The 19,330-nt window shown below is 63.7% G+C and carries 16 protein-coding genes and 2 pseudogenes; 4 read left to right on the top strand and 14 right to left on the bottom strand.

Annotated elements, in window-relative coordinates:
* Nucleotides 1-161 precede the first annotated feature (161 nt).
* From V7D81_RS19665 to rluD, 7 genes are all read right to left on the bottom strand, one after another.
* Nucleotides 162-803, bottom strand: coding sequence for an alpha/beta fold hydrolase (locus V7D81_RS19665; protein WP_324319464.1), 642 nt, complete (start codon nt 801-803; stop codon nt 162-164).
* 105 nt (nt 804-908) lie between these two features.
* The gene (aspS, locus tag V7D81_RS19660; protein WP_324319462.1) at nt 909-2,687 is read right to left on the bottom strand and encodes an aspartate--tRNA ligase; all 1,779 of its coding nucleotides are present in this window, start codon (nt 2,685-2,687) and stop codon (nt 909-911) included.
* Nucleotides 2,688-2,898: 211 nt separating this feature from the next.
* Nucleotides 2,899-3,288 carry an FmdB family zinc ribbon protein gene (locus tag V7D81_RS19655; RefSeq protein ID WP_324319460.1) on the bottom strand — a complete coding sequence of 130 codons (390 nt, stop codon included), beginning with the start codon at nt 3,286-3,288 and terminating at the stop codon, nt 2,899-2,901.
* 174 nt (nt 3,289-3,462) lie between these two features.
* A complete protein-coding gene (gene clpB / locus V7D81_RS19650) occupies nt 3,463-6,045 on the bottom strand; it encodes an ATP-dependent chaperone ClpB (RefSeq protein ID WP_324319458.1) in 2,583 nt (860 codons plus the stop codon).
* A 164-nt stretch (nt 6,046-6,209) separates the two neighbouring features.
* On the bottom strand, nt 6,210-7,022 hold the full coding sequence (locus tag V7D81_RS19645) for a ZIP family metal transporter (RefSeq protein WP_324319456.1): 813 nt from the start codon (nt 7,020-7,022) through the stop codon (nt 6,210-6,212).
* 186 nt (nt 7,023-7,208) lie between these two features.
* Nucleotides 7,209-7,946, bottom strand: a complete 738-nt coding sequence (pgeF, locus tag V7D81_RS19640; RefSeq protein WP_324319454.1) for a peptidoglycan editing factor PgeF — start codon at nt 7,944-7,946, stop codon at nt 7,209-7,211.
* Nucleotides 7,947-8,034: 88 nt separating this feature from the next.
* Nucleotides 8,035-9,030 carry a 23S rRNA pseudouridine(1911/1915/1917) synthase RluD gene (gene rluD / locus V7D81_RS19635; RefSeq protein WP_324319452.1) on the bottom strand — a complete coding sequence of 332 codons (996 nt, stop codon included), beginning with the start codon at nt 9,028-9,030 and terminating at the stop codon, nt 8,035-8,037.
* Nucleotides 9,031-9,127: 97 nt separating this feature from the next.
* Here rluD and V7D81_RS19630 point away from each other — a divergent pair, with 97 nt between their 5' ends.
* Nucleotides 9,128-9,922 (top strand): outer membrane protein assembly factor BamD, encoded by a 795-nt coding sequence (locus V7D81_RS19630; RefSeq protein ID WP_324319450.1) that lies wholly within the window; start codon nt 9,128-9,130, stop codon nt 9,920-9,922.
* Nucleotides 9,923-9,979: 57 nt separating this feature from the next.
* Here V7D81_RS19630 and V7D81_RS19625 read toward each other — a convergent pair whose 3' ends face one another.
* The 4 genes and pseudogenes from V7D81_RS19625 to sucC all read right to left on the bottom strand — a co-directional run bounded on the left by V7D81_RS19625 (nt 9,980) and on the right by sucC (nt 14,612).
* Complete coding sequence (locus V7D81_RS19625) at nt 9,980-11,623, bottom strand: NAD+ synthase (RefSeq protein WP_324319449.1); 1,644 nt, start codon at nt 11,621-11,623, stop codon at nt 9,980-9,982.
* 169 nt (nt 11,624-11,792) lie between these two features.
* On the bottom strand, nt 11,793-12,155 hold the full coding sequence (locus V7D81_RS19620; protein ID WP_324319446.1) for an endonuclease domain-containing protein: 363 nt from the start codon (nt 12,153-12,155) through the stop codon (nt 11,793-11,795).
* A gap of 333 nt (nt 12,156-12,488) precedes the next feature.
* Nucleotides 12,489-13,346: pseudogene (sucD, locus tag V7D81_RS19615) on the bottom strand (succinate--CoA ligase subunit alpha); the annotation flags it as partial.
* Nucleotides 13,347-13,448: 102 nt separating this feature from the next.
* Entirely contained in the window at nt 13,449-14,612 is a 1,164-nt protein-coding gene (gene sucC / locus V7D81_RS19610; protein ID WP_324319444.1) for an ADP-forming succinate--CoA ligase subunit beta, read from the bottom strand.
* Between the two features lie 166 nt (nt 14,613-14,778).
* On the opposite strand from sucC, the gene V7D81_RS19605 reads away from it, so the two are divergent.
* A complete protein-coding gene (locus V7D81_RS19605; RefSeq protein WP_324319442.1) occupies nt 14,779-16,401 on the top strand; it encodes a sensor histidine kinase in 1,623 nt (540 codons plus the stop codon).
* Between the two features lie 48 nt (nt 16,402-16,449).
* On the opposite strand, the gene V7D81_RS19600 is transcribed toward V7D81_RS19605, so the two are convergent.
* The 3 genes from V7D81_RS19600 to V7D81_RS19590 are packed head-to-tail and all read right to left on the bottom strand — an operon-like array spanning nt 16,450 to nt 17,185.
* Nucleotides 16,450-16,782, bottom strand: coding sequence for a PIN domain-containing protein (locus tag V7D81_RS19600; protein ID WP_324319440.1), 333 nt, complete (start codon nt 16,780-16,782; stop codon nt 16,450-16,452).
* Between the two features lie 15 nt (nt 16,783-16,797).
* Nucleotides 16,798-16,965, bottom strand: coding sequence for a hypothetical protein (locus V7D81_RS19595; protein WP_324319438.1), 168 nt, complete (start codon nt 16,963-16,965; stop codon nt 16,798-16,800).
* Nucleotides 16,943-17,185, bottom strand: a complete 243-nt coding sequence (locus tag V7D81_RS19590; protein ID WP_324319436.1) for a hypothetical protein — start codon at nt 17,183-17,185, stop codon at nt 16,943-16,945. Before V7D81_RS19590 ends, V7D81_RS19595 begins: the two co-directional genes overlap by 23 nt.
* 190 nt (nt 17,186-17,375) lie before the next feature.
* Between V7D81_RS19590 and V7D81_RS23325 the strand changes: the two are divergent.
* Both V7D81_RS23325 and V7D81_RS19575 read left to right on the top strand, forming a co-directional pair.
* Nucleotides 17,376-18,347 (top strand): annotated as a pseudogene (locus tag V7D81_RS23325) (Rpn family recombination-promoting nuclease/putative transposase).
* A gap of 171 nt (nt 18,348-18,518) precedes the next feature.
* The coding region (locus tag V7D81_RS19575) for a hypothetical protein (RefSeq protein ID WP_324319430.1) at nt 18,519-19,330 on the top strand (812 nt) is incomplete at its 3' end.

Below are 19,330 nucleotides of genomic sequence, written 5' to 3'. Positions count from 1 at the left end.
CGGGCGGCGCTGGAGGCGCTGTATCGGCTGAGGGAGTTGGCGAAGTAATCTGGTCTGCCCCCTCCTCCGCGCAGCGGGGGAGGGCTGGGGTGGGGGCAGTTCGAAGCACCCCCATCCTGTCCTTCCCCCGCTGCGCGGAGGAAGGGACGCGTCATTCAACCTCAACTCGATTTGTCGAACTGCCCATCGAGCAGGAAGCGCTCCGCCTGCCGCGCCACTTCCGCCGAAAACAGCATTCCCGTATGCGACGTCGACAGCACGACGTGATCTTTCGATCCCGGCAGGCGCGTCTCCTCGACCAGCACGGTGCCATCGTGATCGGCCTGCAGCTGGGCGAACAGGCGTCCGAGCCCCATGCCCATCGAACCCGCAATCACGCCGATTTCGCGGCGTCCCGACCATTCGCGCGGCTGACACTCGACGATTTCCTCGTTCACCGCGTGACCGAGTATCGCCTTGCCGAACGGCACCATCCGCGCGACGCCTTGCGCCGCCTTCGACCCCTGCAGCGGCGTGCCCATCAGCACCGCGCGGCCGGGCGGCAGATCGTCCGTCACCTGCAATGCCTTCAGCACCACGAGTCCGCCGAGACTGTGGCCGACGAAGTGCAGTTCGTCGGCCTTCTGTGTCCGCGCGAAATCGATGAGGCTTCTGACGTGATCGGCCATCGAGCCGCGCAGGGAAGGATAGGAAAACGGCACGGCGCGAAACCGTCCGTCCGCTTCGAGCCGATGTTTGAGAACGCCCAGTTCGAAGCCGGACATCCAGAGGCCGTGGACGAGGATGATGAGCGATGAGGACATCGCTGGCGGCTACAGGCTAGGGCTACGGGCGACACGCCAGAAGAAGACATGATCGGAATCTGCTGGCCTGTCGCCTGCAGCCTGTAGCCTGTAGCCTTTCCGTCATCATTCCGCCTTCACCGGCAACTTCACGCGGATATGCAACTCCTTGAGCTGCTGTTCGCTGACCGTCGTCGGCGCGTCCGTCATGAGATCCGCGGCCGTCTGCGTCTTCGGGAACGCGATCACGTCGCGGATGCTCTCGGCGCCGGCCATCAGCATGACGAGACGATCGAGGCCGAAGGCGATGCCGCCGTGCGGCGGGGTGCCGTACTTGAGCGCATCGAGCAGGAAGCCGAATTTGCGCACCTGTTCTTCTGCGCCGATGCCGAGCAGGTCGAACACGGCCGACTGCATTTCGCCGCGGTGGATACGCACCGAGCCGCCGCCGATCTCCGAACCGTTCAGCACCATGTCGTAGCCCTGGCTCACGGCGTTCGCCGGATCGGCGCGCAGCACGGCCGGATCGGGATCGCGCGGCGCGGTGAACGGGTGATGCATGGCGGCCCAGCGCTTCTCGTCGGCATCCCATTCGAACATCGGGAAGTTCACGACCCACAGCGGACGCCAGCCGGTGGCGACCAGGCCGAGATCGTTGCCGATCTTCAGGCGCAGCGCGCCGAGCGAATCGTTCACGACCTTGGCCTTGTCGGCGCCGAAGAAAATGATGTCGCCGTCGACGGCACCGGTACGTTCGAGAATGCCGTTGATCGCGGCATCGCTCAGGAACTTGAGGATGGGCGATTGCAGGCCGTCGCGACCCTTCGCCTTCTCGTTGACCTTCACGTACGCGAGGCCCTTCGCGCCGTAGCGGGCGACGAAGGTCGTGCAGTCGTCGATTTCCTTGCGCGTCATCTTCGTGCCGCCGGCAGGCACGCGCAGCGCGGCAACGCGGCCGTCGGCGCTCGATGCGGGACCAGCGAATACCTTGAATTCGCAGTCCTTCACCAGGTCGGCGACGTCGACGAGTTCCAGGTCGATGCGCAGGTCGGGCTTGTCGGAGCCGTAGCGGCGCATCGCTTCTTCGAACGTGATGCGCGGGAACGGATCGGGCAGATCGACATCGATCGCCGTCTTGAAGAGGTAGCGCGCCAGTTTCTCCATCAGCGCAGTGATCTCGGCTTCGTTCATGAACGAAGTCTCGATATCGAGCTGGGTGAATTCGGGCTGGCGATCCGCGCGCAGGTCTTCGTCGCGGAAGCACTTGACGATCTGATAGTAGCGATCGAAGCCCGACATCATCAGCAGCTGCTTGAACAGCTGCGGCGACTGCGGCAGCGCGAAGAAATGCCCGGCGTGCGTGCGGCTCGGCACGAGATAGTCGCGTGCACCTTCCGGCGTCGCCTTGGTGAGCATCGGCGTTTCGACGTCGATGAAGCCGTTCTCGTCGAGGAACGTGCGCATCGCGCGCGTCACCTTGTGGCGCAGGCGCAGGCGCTGCTGCATCACGTCGCGACGCAGGTCGAGGTAGCGGTACTTGAGGCGCAGCTCTTCGTTGGTCGCTTCGTCGTGATGGAACGGCGGCGTCTCCGAACGATTGAGGATTTCCAGTTCGTTCGCCAGCAGTTCGACCTGGCCCGAGGCGAGGTTCGAGTTCACCGTGCCGGACGGACGCGCACGCACCTTGCCGGTGATGCGGATGCAGAACTCGCTGCGCAGGCGCTCGGCGTGGGTGAAGACATCCTTGCGGTCCGGATCGAAGACGATCTGCAGCAGACCTTCGCGGTCGCGCAGGTCGACGAAGATGACGCCGCCATGATCGCGTCGGCGATGGACCCAGCCGGCGACGCTGACGTCCTGACCGATGAGGGATTCGTTGACCTGACCGCAGTAGTGGGAACGCATGGGATTCGGGACCAGGAGGGCGACTGGCGACTGGCTGCTGGCCAGAGAAAAACCGGAGGCCCTTCAAAGGGGTATGGCGCTAAGTGGACTTTCGCAGCGGGGCAGCACCTGTAGCCCCGATCGCGAGCGCGCGATGTTACGGAAGCGGCATGGGGAGGCGCAAGGAACGGTTCCGGTCCCCTCCCCCGCTGGCGGGAGAGGAAGAAAAGCTTCAGCGCTTCGACTTCTTCTTCGCGGGCCTGGCCTTGGCCTTCGGCTTCGACACGGGCTTGGCCTTCGCCGCCGGCTTCTTGGCCGCAGGCTTCGACTCGGCCTTGGACTCCGTCTTGGCCTCGGTCTTCGAGTCCGGCTTCCTGGCGTCATCCGCCTTGGTTTCCGGCTCCTTGTCCTCGCCGACCAGGTTGCGCTTGTTTTCCTTGTCGGACTTGAAGTCGGTCTCGTACCAGCCCTCGCCCTTCAGGCGAAACACGGGCGCCGATATCAGCTTCTTGAGCGTCTGCCTGCCGCAGCTCGGGCATTTCTTCAGCGGCGCATCGCTGATCTTCTGCAGGGTCTCGACATAGAACTTGCAGTGGCTGCACTCGTATTCGTAGAAGGGCATGTTTTCGTTGCTCGGGGGCCGGACGGACCGAGCGGCATCATAGGGGGAAGGCGGACGAGTTCAAGAGAGAGGGATCCTGTGGGGCCGGCTTCAGCCGGCCTTAAGAGTCAGGCTGAAGCCTGACCTACAGTCAGAGGCCGGCTGATGCCGGCCCCACAGTTTTTTCTTCCAACCTCAGCCGCGGGTGAACGTCAGCGCACCATCGGTCACGCCGACCTTCACCTTGCTGCCCGGCCCGAACTCGCCCTTGAGGATGCGCTGCGCCAGCGGGTTCTCCACCTGCTGCTGGATCGCACGCTTCAGCGGTCGCGCGCCGTACACCGGATCGAAGCCGGCTTCACCCAGCAGGTCCATCGCCTTCGTGTCGAGGTTCAGCTCGATATCGCGATCGGCGAGACGCTTGCGCAGGTAGCCGAGCTGGATGTCGACGATCGAGCGCAGCTGATCCCTGCCCAGCGGATGGAACACGACGATGTCGTCGACGCGGTTGATGAATTCGGGACGGAAATGCTGGCCGACGATTTCCATCACCGCGGACTTCATCTTCGCGTAGTTCGCCTCGCCCGACAGTTCCTGGATCACATGCGAACCCAGGTTCGAGGTCATGATGATCACGGTGTTGCGGAAGTCGACCGTGCGGCCCTGGCCATCGGTCAGGCGACCGTCGTCGAGCACCTGCAGCAATACATTGAAGACATCCGGATGCGCCTTCTCGACCTCATCGAGCAACAGCACGGAGTACGGACGGCGGCGCACGGCCTCCGTCAGGTAACCACCCTCTTCGTAGCCGACGTAGCCCGGCGGAGCGCCGATCAGTCGCGCCACCGAATGCTTTTCCATGAACTCGGACATGTCGATGCGGACCATCGCGTCTTCGGTGTCGAAGAGGAATTCCGCGAGCGCCTTGCACAGCTCGGTCTTGCCGACGCCGGTGGGGCCGAGGAACAGGAACGAACCGTTGGGACGATTCGGATCTGACAGGCCCGCGCGCGAACGACGGATCGCATCGGACACGGCCTTGACCGCTTCCGCCTGGCCGACGACGCGCTTGCCGAGCGCCTCTTCCATGCGCAGCAGTTTTTCCTTCTCGCCTTCGAGCATCTTGGAGATGGGAATGCCGGTCCACTTGGACACGACTTCGGCAACTTCCTCGTCCGTCACCTTGTTGCGCAGAAGCTTGTTCTGCTGCGGCTGCTGTTCGGCTTCAGTAGCCTGCGCCAGACGACGTTCCAGTTCGGGAATCTTTCCGTACTGGAGTTCGGACATGCGGCCGAGATCCTGCGCGCGACGCGCGGTTTCGAGTTCGAGGCGCGCGCGCTCCAGTTCCTCCTTGATCTGTGCGGAGTTCTGCACCGAGGCTTTCTCGGCTTTCCAGATTTCTTCGAGATCGGCGTATTCCTTTTCCAGCGACTTGAGCTGGTCGTCGAGCAGGCCGAGCCGCTTGCGCGACGCTTCGTCGCTTTCTTTCTTCAGCGCTTCGCGCTCGATCTTCAACTGGATGATGCGGCGTTCGAGCCGATCCATCGACTCTGGCTTGGAATCGATTTCCATGCGGATGCGCGAGGCGGCCTCGTCGATGAGATCGATGGCCTTGTCCGGCAGCTGCCGGTCCGTGATGTAGCGATTCGACAGCGTCGCTGCGGCGACGATCGCCGGGTCGGTGATGTCGACGCCGTGATGGACCTCGTAGCGTTCCTTGAGACCGCGCAGGATCGCGATCGTGTCTTCGACCGAGGGTTCGCCCACGAACACTTTCTGGAAGCGGCGTTCGAGCGCGGCGTCCTTCTCGATGTACTTGCGGTACTCGTCGAGCGTGGTCGCGCCGACACAATGCAGTTCGCCGCGGGCGAGTGCGGGCTTGAGCATGTTGCCCGCGTCCATCGCGCCGTCGGCCTTGCCGGCGCCGACCATGGTGTGCAGCTCGTCGATGAACAGGATGACCTGGCCTTCCTGCTTGGCGAGATCGTTGAGCACGCCCTTGAGGCGCTCTTCGAATTCGCCGCGATACTTCGCGCCCGCGATCAGCGCGCCCATGTCGAGCGCGAGGATGCGCTTGGCGCGCAGGCCTTCCGGCACTTCGCCGTTGACGATGCGCTGCGCGAGGCCTTCGACGATGGCGGTCTTGCCGACGCCGGGTTCGCCGATCAGCACGGGATTGTTCTTGGTGCGACGCTGCAGCACCTGGATGGCGCGACGGATTTCCTCGTCGCGACCGATGACGGGGTCGAGCTTGCCCTGCTCGGCGCGCTCCGTCAGATCGACCGTGAATTTTTCGAGCGCCTGGCGATTTTCCTCGGCATTCGGATCGTCGACTTTCTCGCCGCCGCGCACTTCATCGATGGCCTTCTCGATCGCGCCCTTCACGGCGCCGCAATCCTTGAGCAGGTTGCCGAGCTGGCCCTTGTCTTCCAGCGCCGCGAGCACGAACAGCTCGCTGGAGATGTATTGATCGCCGCGCTTCTGCGCGAGCTTGTCGGTGACGTTGAGAACCTTGTTCAGTTCGTTGGAGATGTGCACCTCGCCGCCGGTGCCTTCCACCTTCGGCAGGCGATCCAGCATCTGCCCGAGATGCGAGCGCAGCAGGTTGACGTTGGTGCCGGCCTTGTCCAGCAAGTGCCGCACGGACCCACCCTGCTGGTCGAGCAGGGCCGTCATGACGTGGGCGGGCTCGATGTACTGATGATCGCGCCCGACCGCGAGCGACTGCGCGTCCGCGAGGGCGAGCTGGAATTTGCTGGTGAGTTTGTCCATGCGCATCTGGTAGGAACTCCGGGCTGCTGGCGACTGGCTGCTGGCCAGAACGAAACTACCGACGGATGTGGGGAAATCCATCGGGGAAATCAACGGGAGTTCAGGGGGAAATGTCGATTCCTCTCGTGCTCTGGCCAGTCGCCAGCAGCCAGCTGCCAGTCGGCCGCTCGCTAATGCGCGAGGCTGTGACTCACATAAATCACCGCCACCCCCAGCACGATGCACACGAACTGCTTCGCGCCCGATCCCGGATCGACGCGGCGGTGCAGGCCTGGAATGAGATCGGCGACGGCGATGTAGAGGAAGCTGGAGGCGGCGATGGCGAGGGCATAGGGCAGCACTTCGCGCGATTCGCCGAGGAAGAAATAGGCGGCGATGCCGCCGATGACGGACGTCACGCTGGTGAGCGTGTTGAGGGTGAACGCCTTGAGCCGCGACATGCCTCCGTGCAGCAGGATGGCGAGGTCACCCACTTCCTGCGGGATCTCGTGGGTCATCACGGCGATGGCGGTGACGATGCCAAGATGAATGTCGGTCATGAAGGCCGCGGCGATCAGCACGCCGTCGAGCACGTTGTGGAAACCGTCGCCGATGAGGATCAGCGAGGCCGAGGCGGCGTCGCGCGCCTTGCCGTGATCGTGGTCGTGACCGTGATGCCCCGGATGCACGGGCACGTGACCTTCGCAGACTTCGGCATGGCAATGCCGCCATAGCACCAGCTTCTCGAGCACGAAGAAGATCAGCAGGCCGACCAGCAGCGCGAGTCCGATGTTGTGGATCTGCCCGATACCCACGCCCTCGATGGCGTGGGGCAACAGTCCCAGCAGCGCCGCGCCGAGCAAGGCGCCGGTGGCAAAGCTCACCAGATGCGGCAGCACGCGCACGCGCGCTGAATTCGGCGTCAGCAGGAACACCGATGCAGCGATGGCGCTCAGCGCACCGCCGAGCGCGGTGAAGAGAATGATCCAGGCGAGAAGGGGCATGGGGAGAAGGCTGTTGGCGACTGGCGGCTGGCGACTGGCCAGCGCCGGGAACGGATTCTTGGTGTCGGGTCAGACTAGCATGGGCGTCAAGAGCCTCTTTTCCGGTGGCTCTGTTTCTTGCTGTGGGGCCGGCTTTAGCCGGCTTCGGAAGTGTCAGGCTGAAGCCTGACCTACAGAAGGATTGGCCTACACGAGCCACACCAGTGTCGCCATGCGTCCCGTCTTCGGCTGGCGGCGGTAGGAGAAGAATCGTTCGTCGTCGGCAAAGACGTTGAAGCCGCCGCCGTAGATGCTGCGAACGCCCAGCCGGGTCAGTTCGCGGCGGGCGAGTTCGTAGAGATCGGCCTGCCAGCGCCCGCGGGCGTTCGCCACGAAAGCTGCAGCATTGCCGGCATCCCGGGCCATGAACTGGTCGCGGACTTCGCTGCCGACCTCGAAGGCATCCTGTTCGATGGCGGGGCCGAGCCAGGCCAGCAGGTTCTGCGGCGGGGTTTCAAGCGCCCCGATCGTCTGTTCCAGTACGCCGCCGACCAGACCTCGCCAGCCGGCGTGCGCGGCGCCGACGCGAGTGCCGGCGCGGTCGCAGAACAGCACGGGCAGGCAGTCGGCGGTCATGACGACGCAGACCTGGCCCGGGGCTTTCGCCACGGAGGCATCGGCAGTCGGCGGGACATCCTGCGACCGGGCTGCGACGACGTTCACGCCATGCACCTGGGTGAGCCAGGCAGGTTCGGCGGGAAGCTGCAGCGATTCGCGCAAACGCCTGCGGTTTTCGGCCACGGCTACGGGATCGTCGCCGACATGGGTGGCGAGATTGAAACTGGCGTAATCGCCGGTGCTGACGCCTCCGGCACGGAGGGTGACGGCGGAACGAACGCTGGGAGGGGCAGGCCAGTCGGGGGGGAGGTATTGGGGGTCGGTCATGACTCTTCATGTAGGTCAGGCTTTAGCCTGACACTTCGTCAGGCCGGCTGAAGCCGGCCCCACAGGGAAGAAAGACCGAGCCTACGACTCATCGCCCCCTCCCCCGCTTGCGGGGGAGGGCCGGGGCGGGGGGGTCCGCCGCATCCTTCGCCAGCACCTTCAGCAGCCGCTGCATGTCCTTCGGCAGCGACGCAACCACCTCGACCGGCTTGCCCGACACCGGATGCTCGAACTCCAGCCGTGCCGCATGCAGGGCCTGCCGGCCGAACTCCCGCAGCGCCTCGACCAGCGCCGGCGACGCCCCCTTGGGCAGCAACAGCCGTCCGCCGTAGGTCTTGTCCCCGACCAGCGGATAGCGGATGTGCGCCATGTGCACGCGGATCTGATGCGTGCGTCCGGTTTCCAGGTTCAGCCGGAGATGGGTATGCCCGCGGTAGCGATGCAGCACGCGGTAGTGGGTGATCGACTCGCGCCCGTCCTCGCGGATGGCCTGCTTGAGCCGGTCCACGGGATGCCGGCCGATCGGGGCGTCGACCGTGCCGCCCGCCGTCATCACGCCGACGCAGATGGCCTCGTATTCGCGCTGGACCTCGTGGGCCTCGATCGCCCGCACCAGCGCCGTATGCGCCTCCAGCGTGCGTGCGATGACCAGCAGGCCGCTGGTGTCCTTGTCGATCCGGTGGACGATGCCGCCGCGCGGCAGGTGGACGAGATCCGGGTCGAAGTGCAGCAGCGCGTTCTGCAGCGTGCCGGCCGAGTTGCCGGCACCGGGATGCACGACCAGCCCTGCCGGCTTGTTGATCACCAGGACGTGCTTGTCCTTGTGTACGACGTCCAGATCGATCGATTCGGGCGCCACCTCGACCGCCTCGGGCAGGGTCGCTTCGACCTCGATCTGCTCGCCGCCCAGCACCTTGTCCCTGGGCCGCAGCTTCGCCCCGTTGACCAGGATCTGACCGGACTCGATCCAGTCCTTGATGCGGGTTCGGGAATAGTCGGACAGCAGTTCGGCCAGCACCTGGTCCAGCCTTTGCCCCATGTGGTCGTGCGGAATCGTCAGGGAATGGCGGATAGGCTGGGTCATGTGGAACTTGAGTGGCTGGCGGGAGACGAATGGGAAGCCCGGTCTCCCGTATACTCCCGCGCCTCTTCGGCCGGATTACCGTCGGATCGCTTCAAAAATGCTGAACAAGTTTCGCACGCCCCTGCTGGTCCTGGCCACGACCGCGCTGCTCGCACTCGGCGGCTGCGGCAACAAGAACAAGGACATCATCGGCAGCGCCGACAAGCTGTACGAGTCCGCCAAGAGGGCGTCCGACAACGGCAACTACCGCGACTCCATCGCCTATTACGAAGCGCTCGAAGCCCGCTTCCCCTTCAGCAACCAGGCCAAGCAGGGCCAGCTCGACCTGATGTACGCGTACTACCGCAACGCCGAGCCCGAGTCCGCCATCGACCAGGCCGACCAGTTCATCCGCGAGAATCCCGCCCATCCGCGCGTCGACTACGCGTACTACATCAAGGGCCTCGCCCAGTTCGAGCGCAACCCGAATTTCCTCGAACGCTGGTTCAACGCCGATCTCTCGCAGCGTCCGCCGATCGATGCACGCAAGTCGTTCCAGTCCTTCCAGACCCTCGTGCAGCGCTATCCCAACAGCCAGTACGCCGCCGATTCGCGCCAGCGCATGATCTTCCTGCGCAATCGCCTGGCCGCCTACGAAGTCTACGTCGCGGACTACTACCTCAAGCGCGGCGCCTACGTCGGCGCCATCAACCGCTGCAAATACACCGTGGAAAACTACGACGGCGCGCCGCAGATGCAGCACGCCCTGATGATCATGTCGGAAAGCTACAAGCGGCTCGGCATGACGGATCTGGCGGCGCAGACGGACAAGGTGATTCAGGAGAACTTTGCCGGGGTGTCGCCGGATACGGTGGGGAAGGTGGGGAAGAAGAGTTGGTGGAAGTTCTGGTGAGAAGCTAAGGTCTCAAGCTCAATTTCTGGCTAGCAGCTCACCGCTCGCGGCTCACTGCTATCTCGTCCGATACCCACTCGTAATCGGATACCTCCAATCCCTCCCGAACGCCCGGTCACTGATCCTCACCCCCGGCGGCGCCTGCCTTCTCTTGTATTCATTCCGCTTCACCATCTCGAGCACCCGGCCGACCGTGGCGCGGTCGAAGCCGCGGGCGGTGATTTCGTCGACGGACAGATCGTCCTCGATGAAAAGTTCGAGGATGGCGTCGAGGATTTCGTAGGGCGGCAGCGAATCGGAATCCTTCTGATCGGGGCGCAGTTCGGCTGACGGCGGGCGATCGATCACCCGCTGCGGAATCACTTTCGTGCCGGCAGGTGCAATGCCGTTGCGATAGTTCGCGAGGCGATACACCAGCATCTTGCTGCAGTCCTTGATCGGGGCGAAGCCGCCGTTCATGTCGCCGTAGAGCGTGGCGTAGCCGACGGCCATTTCGCTCTTGTTGCCCGTCGTCACCAGCATGCGGCCGGTCTTGTTCGAGATCGCCATCAGCAGCACGCCGCGGATGCGGGCCTGGATGTTTTCTTCCGTCGTGTCTGGCTCGCGGCCGGCGAACACTTCCCTGAGCGCGCCGAGCGTGGATTCGAACATGCCCTCGATCGAGATGACGTCGTAGCGAACGCCGAGCGTACGTGCCTGCAATGCTGCGTCGTCGAGGCTCATCTGCGAGGTGTAACGCGAAGGCATCATCACGACATGCACGCGATCGGCGCCGAGCGCATCGACCGCGATGGCGAGCGTCAGCGCGGAATCGACGCCGCCGGACAGTCCCAGCACGACGCCCGGGAAACGGTGTTTCTCCACGTAGTCGTGCACGCCCAGCACCAGCGCCCCGTAGACGCTGGCCTCTTCGCTCAGCAGCGGTTCGATGTGCGCCGGACGCGGCACCGCCTTGCCATCGGTCAGATCGATGTCGACCGGCGTGATGCTCTGAACGAAGGGCGCGACCCGCTGCACGACTTCGCCGGCGGCATTCATGACGAAGGAACCGCCGTCGAACACCAGTTCATCCTGGCCGCCGAGCAGGTTCACATAGACGACCGGCAGGCCGGTGTCGCGCACGCGCTCGCGCACCACGGTCTCGCGGCGTTCCTGGTAGCCGAGTGAATACGGCGAGCCGTTGATGACGACGATGAGCTGCGCGCCCGCCGCGTGCGCCGCGATGGCGGGCGCCGGCTCCCAGATGTCCTCGCAGATCAGCAGCGCGATGCGGATGCCGTTGAGCTCGACGATCTTCGTTTCCTTGCCATCCCTGAAGTAGCGCTTCTCGTCGAAGACCTTGTAGTTGGGCAATTCCTGCTTGCGGTAGCTGGCGAGCAGTCGGCCGTCGCGCACGACCGCGGCGGCGTTGTAGATCCCGCCGTCGGCATATTCCGGATAGCCGACCATCGCGGTGATGCCGCGGGTTTCCTCACGCACGCGCGCAAGCGCGGTTTCGACCTGGCGCCGCAGTCCGGTGTGGAACAGCAGATCCTCGGGCGGATACCCGGAAAGGCTCAGCTCCGGCATCAGCACCAGGTCGGCGTGCAGTTCGTCGCGCGCGCGCGCGGCGGCGTCGAGAACGTGCTGCGTGTTGCCGCTTACATCCCCCACGAACAGGTTCAGCTGCGCCAGGGCGATTCGGAGGGTGGGGGTGGGCATCGGGAGCGTGAGGGACTGGAAGGGAGGCCGGATTATTGCGGAATAACGCCGCGCTGTGTGGGCTGAGGAGAAGACCCCCACCCTAACCCTCCCCCGCTTCGCGGAGGAGGGGATCGGAACGGGAGGCGGGCTCTTTGTCTGGTCCCCTCCTCCGCGAAGCGGGGGAGGGTTAGGGTGGGGGCCTCTTCGCCGCCACCACCACCGCCTCCCAGATCACCTGCAGCACCGATTCCGTCCGCTGCAGCACATCGTTGTCCCAGAAGCGCAGCACGCGGTATCCCTGAGATTTCAGGAAGCGAGACCGTTGCGCGTCATAGGCAATGGAAGACTGGTGCTGGCTTCCGTCCAGTTCGACGACCAGGCGCGCGTCCAGGCAGACGAAGTCGACGATGTACGGGCCAATGGGAAACTGCCGCCTGAACCTCACATCGGCGATGTGATGGCGCCGCAGGAAATACCAGAGATGACGTTCGGCGTCGGTGGGATCTCGACGCAGGACTCGTGCACGTTCCTGTGCCAGCTTGTCGCGCATTCCTTTGCTCCGCTGCCCCCACCCTAACCCTTCCCCGCTACGCGGAGGAGGGGATCAGAGCAGAGCCCGCAATAAAACTCTCATCGGCCCTTTCCGGTCCCTTCCTCCGCGCAGCGGGGGAGGGTTAGGGTGGGGCGTCTCGAATCCGCCCTACTTCTTCTTCGCCGCTTTCTTGACCTTCTTCTTGGCAGCCTTCTTCACCGGTGCCTTCTTCACAGGCTTCTTCGGCGCGGACTGCTTGACTGCTGGCTTTTTGGCCGGAGCTGCCTTCTTCGGCGCAGGCACTGCCTTCGACTTCGCTGCGCCCTTCTTCTTCCCGCCCTTCTTCATCTGCTCGACGATCGCCTTGCCCAGATCCGCGGGGCTCTTCACCGTGCGTACGCCCGCACGCTCGAGCGCAGCGAACTTGTCGGCCGCCGTGCCCTTGCCGCCCGACACGATTGCGCCCGCGTGACCCATGCGCTTGCCCGCAGGCGCGGTCACGCCGGCGATGTAGGCAACGACCGGCTTGGTGACGTTCTCGCGAATGAAATCAGCCGCCGCCTCTTCGTCGGCGCCGCCGATCTCGCCGACCATGATGATGCCTTCGGTCTTGGGGTCTTGTTCGAACTTCGCCAGCACGTCGATGAAGTTCATGCCGCGCACCGGGTCGCCGCCGATGCCGACGCAGGTGCTCTGACCGAGGCCGGCGTTGGTGGTCTGGAACACGGCTTCGTACGTGAGCGTACCCGAGCGCGACACGATGCCGATCTTGCCCGGCTTGTGGATGAAGCCCGGCATGATGCCGATCTTGCATTCGCCCGGCGTGATGACGCCAGGGCAGTTCGGGCCGACCAGCAGGCTGCCGTAGCTGGCGAGCGAGGCCTTCACCTTCACCATGTCGTTCACCGGAATGCCTTCGGTGATGCAGACGATGAGTTCGATGCCGGCATCGGCGGCTTCGATGATCGCATCCGCGGCATACGGCGCCGGCACGTAGATCATGCTGACCGTCGCGCCCGTGTCCTTCACCGCATCGCGCACGGTGTTGAAGACAGGCAGATTCAGATGCTTTTCGCCGCCGCGACCCGGCGTCACACCGCCGACGAGCTTGGTGCCGTACGCGATGCACTGTTCCGAGTGAAACGTACCCTGCTTGCCGGTGAAGCCCTGGCAGATGACGCGGGTGTTCTTGTTGATCAGGATGGACATGGGAAACCTACTGGTTACTGGCAACTGGCTGCTGGCCAGAAAAACGCGTCCCCTCCTCCGCGAAGCGGAAGAGGGACAGGGAGGGGGCGGAAACCCGCTGGATCACTTCTTCGCCGCCGCGACGACTTTCTTCGCCGCATCGGTGAGATCGGCGGCCGCCGTGATCGCCAGGCCGCTGTCCGCGAGGATCTTGCGGCCGAGTTCGGCATTCGTGCCTTCGATGCGAACCACGACCGGCACTTCGACACCGACATCCTTCACGGCGTGAATGATGCCTTCGGCGATCATGTCGCAGCGGACGATGCCGCCGAAAATGTTCACCAGGATGGCGCGCACGTTCTTGTTCGAGAGAATCAGCTTGAACGCCACCGTGACGCGCTCGCGCGTCGCGCCGCCGCCGACGTCCAGGAAGTTCGCCGGCGAACCGCCGTGCAGCTGGATGAGATCCATCGTCGCCATGGCGAGGCCCGCGCCATTCACCATGCAGGCGATGTCGCCATCCAGCGAAACGTAGTTGAGCTCGTGCTCGGCAGCAGCGCGTTCCATCGCGTCTTCCTGGCTGTCATCGCGCCATTTGGCGATTTCCTTGTGACGGAACAGCGCGTTGTCTTCTATGTTGATCTTGGCATCGAGCGCGACGAGCTTGCCGTCGGCGTTGACGATCAGCGGATTCACTTCGACCAGGGCGCAATCCTCTTCGAGGTAGAGCTTGTACAGCGCCTGCGCAATCTTCGAGAACTCATCGATCTGCTTGCCTTCGAGCCCCAGACCGAAGCCGAGAACGCGACACTGCGAGGGCTGCAGGCCGGTCGCCGGATGCACGTTCACGCGGATGATCTTTTCCGGCGTGTGTGCAGCGACTTCTTCGATGTCCATGCCGCCGGCGGCGGAGGCGATGAACGCAATGTGACCTTTGTCGCGATTCAACACGAGGCTGAGGTACAGCTCCTTGACGATCTTCGAGCCTTCCTCGACGAAGACCTGATGGATCGGCAGACCCTCTGGTCCAGTCTGGTGCGTGACCAGCGTCTTGCCGAACATGCCTTCGGCAGCTTGTGCCGCCGCTTCCGGCGAATCCACCAGCTTCACGCCACCGGCCTTGCCGCGACCACCTGCATGAACCTGGGCCTTCACCACCCACTTGGAGCCGCCGATCTTGCGAGCCGCGTCCGCAGCCTCCGCTCCGGTGGACGCCACCAGCCCGTTCGGGACTGGAATTCCATAGCGCGCGAACAGCTGCTTCGACTGGTACTCGTGCAAATTCATCGGAAGGAAGTCTCGTGTGGGCCAGCGGGAAAGGCCGCGTATTCTGGAGGAATTCGCCGGTGATGCAAAGGCGGGCAGAAGCTGGCTGCCATGCCCGGAAGTCTGGAGTGCATGTCTGCCGTCGAGGCCCCGTGCAATCCGATCCTCCCATGCTAATTTTGCTGCAATGAAGCCCTCCGACCCGCTTGCAGCAAGTGCGTCCTCGATCCTGGCGTGGCGCGTCCTGACGCTGGTCAACGTGTTCCGGCTGCTGGTGCCGCCGCTGCTCGCGATTCTGTTCGTCACGCTCTCGCCGAGCCCGGTGGGCCAGGTCCGGCCGGGCATTTTCATCGGTACCGCGCTCGCCTACTTCCTGTTCGCGATCGGCTCGATTCCAGGCATCCGTCGACGCACGCCGGGCATCGACATCCAGAGCGTCATCGGCGGCGGCGTCGACGTCATCGCCATCGCACTGCTCACCTATTCCAGCGGCGGCATGAGCAGCGGCCTGGGCGCGATCCTGGTGCTGCCGATCGGCGCAGCCAGTTTCATCCTCGGACAACGTCTCGCATTCATGCTGGCGGCGCTGGCGGCACTCAGCCTGCTGGTCCAGCAGGGATTCATGACCCTGATGGGCGGCCCGGCGGACGCCGGCGATTTCACCGCGGCCGGCATCGTCGGCGCACTCATCTTCATCCTGACGCTGGGCATCGGCCCGCTCAGCCGCAGCTTGCGCGAAAGCGAAGAACGCGTGCGGCTACGCGAGGTCGACGCCGCCAATCTGGCCGAACTGAATCAGTTCATCGTCCAGCATCTACGCGAAAGCATCCTGGTCGTCGACGAGAACGACAGCATCCGGCTCATCAACGAATCCGCATCGCAACTGCTGAAGCGCGGCCCCGTGAGTCGCGGCACGCCGCTCGGCGAAGTCTCGCCGCGCCTGCTCTACCTGCTCGGCACCTGGCGCGCGCACTCCTATGACTGGCAGATGAGTTCGCTGTCGGTCGTGACCGCGGACGGCGGCAGCATCGTGCAGCCGCACTTCGTTTCGCTCGATCGCGAAAGCAAGGGCCCGACGCTGATCTTCCTCGAAGACATGACGCTGATCGCCGAGCGCGTGCAGCAGTCGAAACTCGCCGCCCTCGGCCGGCTCAGCGCCAGCATCGCGCACGAGATCCGCAATCCCGTCGGCGCCATGAGCCATGCAGCACAACTGCTGGCGGAAGCCCCGTCGCTGAGCGCGCAGGAAAAGCGGCTCACGACCATCATCACCAACAACGGCGAGCGCGTCAGCACCATCATCGACAACGTGTTGCAGCTTTCGCGCCGAGACACCACGCGCCAGGAGCGCATCGAACTGAACGGCTGGATGCGCGAGTTCCTGACGGAATTCCGACAGACCTCGCAGATCGGCGAGGATGCTCTGCGCTTCGATCCTGCCGTTCAGGATCTGGAAGTCCGCGTCGATCCCACGCACCTGCACCAGCTCATGTGGAACCTGTGCGAGAACGCGCTGAAATACGGCCGCGATTCGCAGGGTCAGGGCATCGTGGAAATCCAGACCGGGCGCATCGCCCTGTCCGAACGCCCCTACCTCGAAGTCCTGGATCGCGGCCCAGGCATCTCTGCGCCGGACGCGGAGCGCATCTTCGAACCGTTCTTCACCGGCGGCAAAGGCGGCACGGGGCTTGGTCTGTTCATCGCCCGCGAACTGGCGCAGTGCAATCGCGCCGTGCTGGCGTATGAGGCACGACCCGGCGGAGGTGCGAGTTTCAGGCTGGTGTTTGCGGATCCGCAGCGGTGGGAGTGATGTCGAGAAAATCCGCGACGGTCATGCTTGAGTCATGTCCGGACCGCATTACACAGTTCGCTCACGGCGAGGCCGACCACGGCGCGGATGCCCGCGACTTGCACGCCGTGCCGTCGCATAGGTTGTCATAGCCTCTGAAACACCGAGGCCGAACGGATTGCGGACAGTGACGCTCCCGTACATCGCGCGATCCTGCAGGTCCTCCGTCAGCAGCAGCGAGCAATCCTGCAACTGCGCGGCGGCTACGATGAGGCTGTCCCACCAGCTCAGCCGGTATCGCACCTCGACATCATGCGCACGCACGAGCAAGTCCATATCCGTCGGCTGCGGATTCCAGGTCAGCAGATCCCGGATCTCGTCCCAGGCTTCCGATGACGACAAGACAGGCTTGATCTTTCACGTATAGGTTACGTAGCACTCGTTCAGCACCTGCATGCTGGTGCGACCGAGATGATCACGCCATAGTCGTTCGAGCCACTCCTTGGCAAGTGGCTGCTTTGTCTGTTCATTCGCCTGCTGGGCGTAGACGAAGATATTCGTATCAACGAAGACCGGCGCGGTCATACAACTCATCGCGTGCAGGTTTGCGATCGTCCGCCCAATCGAACTCGAACGGCTTCCTTGAAAGATGGCGTCGCATCGCCTCGTTGTAGTCGCGTACTTCGCGCAGGCGCTCCTGCAATAACTCGCCCAGCAGGCGAGACACGCTCTTCCCCTGCCGGGCAGCATAGATGCGCACCCAGTTGGCGGTCTTTTCGTCGAGAGTGATCGTGATGTTTTTCACGGGCGCGCGGGATGTATGAGGCTGAAAAAAAATATACACGAATATCGTGTCATTCCTCAACGATCGGCCAAGACAACGACGCAAGTACACCGACTCGGATTTCTGTACATCTCGTGTGGATATTCACCGACCCGTATATCCGCCGGTACTTCATAGTGACTGGACACGCACTCCCGGCAAGGATGCCCGCATGTCCTCATCTGGCAATACCCACGATCCCAGCTACAAGCTGCTGTTCAGCCATCCCGAGATGATCGCCGACCTGCTGCGCGGCTATGTCCGCCAGTCATGGGTCGAACAATTGGATTTCGCCAGCCTCGAACGCGTCAACGGCCACTACGTGACTGCCGATCTGCGCGAACGCGAGAACGACCTGGTGTGGCGAGTACGCTGGACCAATGGTGATCGCTGGCTCTATGTCTATTTGCTGCTGGAGTTCCAATCCACGCCGGATGCGTTTATGGCATTGCGGGTCATGACCTATCTCGGCCTGCTGTATCAGGATTTGCTCAAGGCCGGGCAACTGACCGCGGAGGGCAAGCTGCCACCCGTGCTGCCCCTGGTGCTGTACAACGGCGAACGTCCCTGGCGCGCCTCCACCGAGATGGCGGAGCTGATCGACACCGTACCGGGCGGCCTGGAAGTGTTCCGTCCGGCGCTGCGCTACCTGCTGCTGGAAGAGAGCCGCTACGCGGACGATCCGCTGCCGGACACGCGCAACCTGGTGGCCAGCGTGTTCGGACTGGAGAACAGCTGCAGTCCCGAGGACTTGCGGCGGGTGCTGGGCCGGCTGATCGACTGATTGGTCGCGCCGGAACAACTGCAACTGCGCCGACACTTCGCCGTGTGGATCAATAGGGTTCTGTTGCGCTCGCGGATGCCGGGTATGAGCTTCGACGAACTGACCGACCTGCAGGAGATCGACAACATGCTCTCCGAACGCGTCAAAGACTGGACGAAGAACTGGAAGGAACAGGGAATCGCGGAAGGACGAGCAGAGGGTCGTGTCGATCTCATCACCCGGCTGCTCTCGAAGCGCTTCGGCCCGCTCACCGACGACGTACGCAATCGCATCTCCGGCGCTTCCATCGATGAACTCGATGCCATCGGCGAACGCCTGCTGACTGCGCAGACACTGCAGGAAGCAATGGAGTCGAACTGAAATCCAGCCGGGTGACATGTCGCCGGACCTGCCCAGTACAAACGCCCCGCGAGCCTGCGGAACATACACGCGTGAGATAGCGCTCCTCGCCATTTCCCGGATCGCAGCACGCGCTCAGACCCGGCATGAACACTTGCGCTCCGAGAGCAAGACCAGAGAGTGTTCGCGTCCATGCGTTTCCGCTGCGACTACGATCCACGTCTCATCGACCGCATAACGACAAATCTGCGCGATTCGCCCAGTTATTCAACACCCGCGCACGAGCAGGCGCTCTACCCTTCGCGCATGCCCTCCTATCTGCACGAAGCGCTTCTGCTGCTGTTCCGCAATCGTCCCGGGCTGGCGCCAGAGTTGCTGCGCGACGCGCTGCAGGTCGATCTGCCTCCCTACACTCAAGCACGCATTGAATCGACCGATCTCACGGAAATCGAACCCGCGGAATATCGCGCCGATCTGGTCGTACTGTTACTGAACGACACCTCGGTACTCGGCGTCATCGTCGAAGCCCAACTCTCGCGCGATGAACGCAAGCGCTTCGCCTGGCCAGTTTACGTGACCAACCTGCGTGCGCGCCTGAGATGCCCCGTCTGCCTGCTCGTCGTCACGACGAACGAGTCCGTAGCGCGCTGGGCCGGCAAGCCGATCGAACTGGGAGCAGGAAACGTCTTTACGCCGCAGGTGCTGCACCCCTCCGGTATTCCCGAAATCACGGACAGCGATCAGGCGCTGGCCGATCCGGAACTCGCCGTGCTGTCCTCGATGGCGCATGGCCACGACGCCGATACGGACAAAGCCGTACGAATCGCGTTCGTCGCGCAATCGGCCAGCGAAAGCCTCGACGACGACCGGAGCCAGTTGTATCTTGATCTCATCCTCAGTTCCTTGAGCGAGGTCGCCCGCCGGGCGTTGCAAGCCATGAATCCAGCCAAGTACGAGTATCAGAGCGAGTTCGCCCGCAAGTACTTCTCGCAGGGCATCGAGAA

This window comes from Povalibacter sp. (assembly GCF_036735925.1).
Classification (GTDB): Bacteria; Pseudomonadota; Gammaproteobacteria; order Steroidobacterales; family Steroidobacteraceae; genus Steroidobacter.
Note: the sequence above shows the minus strand (reverse complement) of the source record. Positions and strands in the feature narration are given on the sequence as shown.

Coding starts and splice junctions, on each gene's coding strand:
- V7D81_RS19595 (WP_324319438.1), bottom strand. CDS start 16,965: ATGACCGCGCCGGTCTTCGTTGATACGAATATCTTCGTCTACGCCCAG.
- V7D81_RS19625 (WP_324319449.1), bottom strand. CDS start 11,623: ATGCCCACCCCCACCCTCCGAATCGCCCTGGCGCAGCTGAACCTGTTC.
- V7D81_RS19620 (WP_324319446.1), bottom strand. CDS start 12,155: ATGCGCGACAAGCTGGCACAGGAACGTGCACGAGTCCTGCGTCGAGAT.
- V7D81_RS19605 (WP_324319442.1), top strand. CDS start 14,779: ATGAAGCCCTCCGACCCGCTTGCAGCAAGTGCGTCCTCGATCCTGGCG.
- V7D81_RS19665 (WP_324319464.1), bottom strand. CDS start 803: ATGTCCTCATCGCTCATCATCCTCGTCCACGGCCTCTGGATGTCCGGC.
- V7D81_RS19630 (WP_324319450.1), top strand. CDS start 9,128: ATGCTGAACAAGTTTCGCACGCCCCTGCTGGTCCTGGCCACGACCGCG.
- sucC (WP_324319444.1), bottom strand. CDS start 14,612: ATGAATTTGCACGAGTACCAGTCGAAGCAGCTGTTCGCGCGCTATGGA.
- pgeF (WP_324319454.1), bottom strand. CDS start 7,946: ATGACCGACCCCCAATACCTCCCCCCCGACTGGCCTGCCCCTCCCAGC.
- aspS (WP_324319462.1), bottom strand. CDS start 2,687: ATGCGTTCCCACTACTGCGGTCAGGTCAACGAATCCCTCATCGGTCAG.
- clpB (WP_324319458.1), bottom strand. CDS start 6,045: ATGCGCATGGACAAACTCACCAGCAAATTCCAGCTCGCCCTCGCGGAC.
- V7D81_RS19655 (WP_324319460.1), bottom strand. CDS start 3,288: ATGCCCTTCTACGAATACGAGTGCAGCCACTGCAAGTTCTATGTCGAG.
- rluD (WP_324319452.1), bottom strand. CDS start 9,030: ATGACCCAGCCTATCCGCCATTCCCTGACGATTCCGCACGACCACATG.
- V7D81_RS19645 (WP_324319456.1), bottom strand. CDS start 7,022: ATGCCCCTTCTCGCCTGGATCATTCTCTTCACCGCGCTCGGCGGTGCG.